Raw genomic sequence first — 2384 nt, forward strand, 5'->3', positions numbered from 1 at the left:
GGCGAAGCTCCACGGTCGACCTGGCGGCCCTGGCGCTGGAGGCGCGCAGCATCGCCGCCGCGGCCGAACTGGGCCTGGCCTTCGCGGCGGTCACCTGGGGCGTCGGGGCCGGCCACGCCGCCACCCGGCTGGCCCGCATCGATCCCTACCCCTCCCTGGAGCAGCTCTGGCCGGTCTGGTCGGACGTCGCGCCCGCCCTGATGTCGAGGCTGGGATGCTGATCGCCATCGGCCTGGACACCGACCCCACCCTGACCCACTTCGCCCGCGAGGCCGCGCGGACCGGCGCGGCCCTGGACCTGATCAACCTGCGCGCGGCGGTCGGCGGCGAGTGGCGCCTGCCCCTGAACCTGGACGAGCCGGCCTGGGTGAAGGTCGGCGGACGCCGCGTCGACCTGCGGCCCGAGCACGCCGTCTATTGTCGGCTGATCGATCTGTCGTCGGTGCTGGGCGGTGTGGCGCGGCGGCGGCGGTGGCGATCCCTGATCGCCGGCCTGGCCGCCTGGCTGGAGCAGACCCCGGGCGCGGTCGCCAACCGCCCGGGCCACGCGGCCGACAACGGCTCCAAGCCGCTGCACGAGGCCTGGCTTCGCGCCCGCGGCTTCTCCGTGCCCGAGAGCCTGACCTCCAGCCAGGGCGCGCGGCTGACCGCCTTCGCCGAGGCGGGGCCGACCATCGCCAAGTCGGTGGCCGGCGTACGGGCCGACACGCGGCGGGTCGCCGGCGCCGACTTCGCCGATTTCACGCCCGAACGCGGACCGGTGCATCTGCAGAGGCGGATCATCGGCCGCGACGCGCGGCTGCACGTCGTCGGCGACGTGGTCCATGCCGAACTGATCGAGAGCGCGGCGGTCGACTATCGCACCGCGACGGCGCGCTATTCGCCCTTCAGCCCGCCGGCCGCCCTGGTCAACCAGGTGGTCGCGGCCACCCGCGAGGCGGGGCTGATGTTCGCCGGGTGGGATTTCAAGTGGGATGACGACGGGAGGTTCTGGTGTCTCGAGGCCAATCCGATGCCGGGCTACGACAGCTACGACCGGCGAGCCCATGGAGCAATTACGAGATCGTTAGTCGAACGGCTGACATCTCGCCCCTGATCGTCGATATCCCGCTGGTCGACGCCGCCGGGGTGGCGGACCTGCGCCGGCGGGTGATGTCGCTACGCGAGTCCTGGATCGGCCGGGGCGAGCCGGACCGCACCGAGTTCCACACCCTGGGCGCGGCGTCCTATCTCGACTTCTGTTGCTCGGACGATCCGCAGCGGGACTATCTGGACCGCGCCCCTCGCGAGAACCAGGTGTTGTGGCGGGCGTTCGGCGACCTCTACGAAACCCTGCGGGCGGCGCTGGAGGCGCGCCTGGGCGAGCCGGTCCGCTTCACCGAGGACTTCGCCCTGCCGGGCTTCCACATCTTTTCGGGCGAAGCGATCGCGTCGGCGGCCAAGGCGCCGGTGCATTTCGACGGCCAGTACCAGTATCTCCCCTGGGGCCGCCCGCTGGATCTGGTCCCGCCGCTCAGCTTCACCATGCCCGTGGCCCTGCCCGAAATCGGCGGCGGACTGGACGTCTGGAACCTGACGCCCAACGACGTGCGGCGCGCCAACGACCTGGGCATGGACACCGACGTCGACCGGATCAAGGACCGCAAGCACAAGACCTTCCACCCCTACACGCCGGGGGTGGTCGCGCTGCATTCGGGCCTGCTGCTGCACCGCATCGGCGACGTCGGCCCCCTGGGCCCCGGGGACCACAGGATCACCCTGCAAGGCCATGGCGTCCGCCTCGACGGCGCATGGCTGCTGCACTGGTGAGCGGCGTCAGCGGCGTCAGCGGCGCTTGGGCGCGTAAGGCCGCTTTTCGCGCCAGGTCTCGGCGAACTTCTCCAGTTCGGCGTCCGGTGTGTCGGGCAGGGTGATCACCAGCCGGGCGAACAGGTCGCCGCGGTGGCCCTTGGCGTCCGACAGGCCCCGGCCCTTGAGCCGCAGCTTGGCGCCGCTGTTGGAGCCTTTCGGGATCGACAGGGTCACCGGGCCGTCGGGGGTGGGGGCCTCGACCTTGCCGCCCAGCACCGCGTCGGGGACGGTGATCGGCAGGTCCATGACCAGGGCGCCGTTCTCGGGCCGGTAGATCGGGTGGGGCTTGATGGCCAGCTCGATCAGGGCGTCGCCCTGCCCGCCCCGGCCCGGGCTGCCCTGACCCTTCAGCCGCAGCGTCTGGCCTTCCTGGGCGCCGGTCGGGATGGTCACGTCGATGGTGCGGCCGTCGGAGAAGGCCACGCGCTTCTTGCCGCCCTTGATGGCCTCTTCCAGGTCGATGTCGAGCCGGGCGCGCACGTCGGCGCCCTTGGGCGAGAAGCCGCCGCCGAAGCCGCCGCCCGCGCCGGCGC

At 72.3% G+C, this 2384-nt stretch carries 4 protein-coding genes; 3 read left to right on the forward strand and 1 reads right to left on the reverse strand.

Annotated elements, in window-relative coordinates; genetic code table 11:
* From WAL33_RS17005 to WAL33_RS17015, 3 genes are all read left to right on the forward strand, one after another.
* On the forward strand, positions 1–221 hold a 221-nt coding region (locus tag WAL33_RS17005), incomplete at its 5' end, for a hypothetical protein (RefSeq protein WP_422182706.1).
* The gene (locus WAL33_RS17010) at positions 215–1096 is read left to right on the forward strand and encodes an ATP-grasp domain-containing protein (RefSeq protein WP_422182707.1); all 882 of its coding nucleotides are present in this window, start codon (positions 215–217) and stop codon (positions 1094–1096) included. The genes WAL33_RS17005 and WAL33_RS17010, both read left to right, overlap by 7 nt.
* Positions 1097–1128: 32 nt before the next feature.
* The gene (locus WAL33_RS17015) at positions 1129–1809 is read left to right on the forward strand and encodes a hypothetical protein (protein WP_422182708.1); all 681 of its coding nucleotides are present in this window, start codon (positions 1129–1131) and stop codon (positions 1807–1809) included.
* Between the two features lie 15 nt (positions 1810–1824).
* On the opposite strand, the gene WAL33_RS17020 is transcribed toward WAL33_RS17015, so the two are convergent.
* Positions 1825–2384, reverse strand: a 560-nt coding sequence (locus WAL33_RS17020) for a J domain-containing protein (RefSeq protein WP_422182709.1), incomplete at its 5' end; no start/stop codon positions are given.

It is taken from the genome of Caulobacter sp. (assembly GCF_049283275.1).
Lineage (GTDB): Bacteria > Pseudomonadota > Alphaproteobacteria > Caulobacterales > Caulobacteraceae > Caulobacter.